The organism is Halomonas sp. ALS9 (assembly GCF_001651035.1).
Classification (GTDB): Bacteria; Pseudomonadota; Gammaproteobacteria; order Pseudomonadales; family Halomonadaceae; genus Vreelandella.
This window is the reverse complement of record NZ_LXRG01000049.1, coordinates 1-206: the sequence shown is the minus strand read 5'-3', so window position 1 is coordinate 206 and position 206 is coordinate 1. Positions and strand designations below refer to the sequence as shown.

General features: G+C 39.3%; 1 protein-coding gene. It reads left to right on the top strand.

All coding sequences use genetic code 11. The features are described from left to right. Positions 1-63 precede the first annotated feature (63 nt). Positions 64-206: Type 1 glutamine amidotransferase-like domain-containing protein (locus A6R74_RS23410; protein ID WP_373557061.1), on the top strand; the 143-nt coding region annotated here is incomplete at its 3' end.

Here is a 206-nt window from a genome sequence, read left to right as displayed (position 1 = left end):
AACACTTTCTTTTTACATCAAGAGCTGAAAAGCACGGGTGCGGATAAATGAAGTGCAGCACACATAAATTCAGGAAAAATGTACATTGGAGACTCTGCCGGTTCCATTGTGCTTTCATGCAATATTGAGTATGTAAAAGACATGGATGATTTCACTGCTGCGCCGAACATAGGGACGTTTTCATCCTTAGGTATGATTGATTTTTA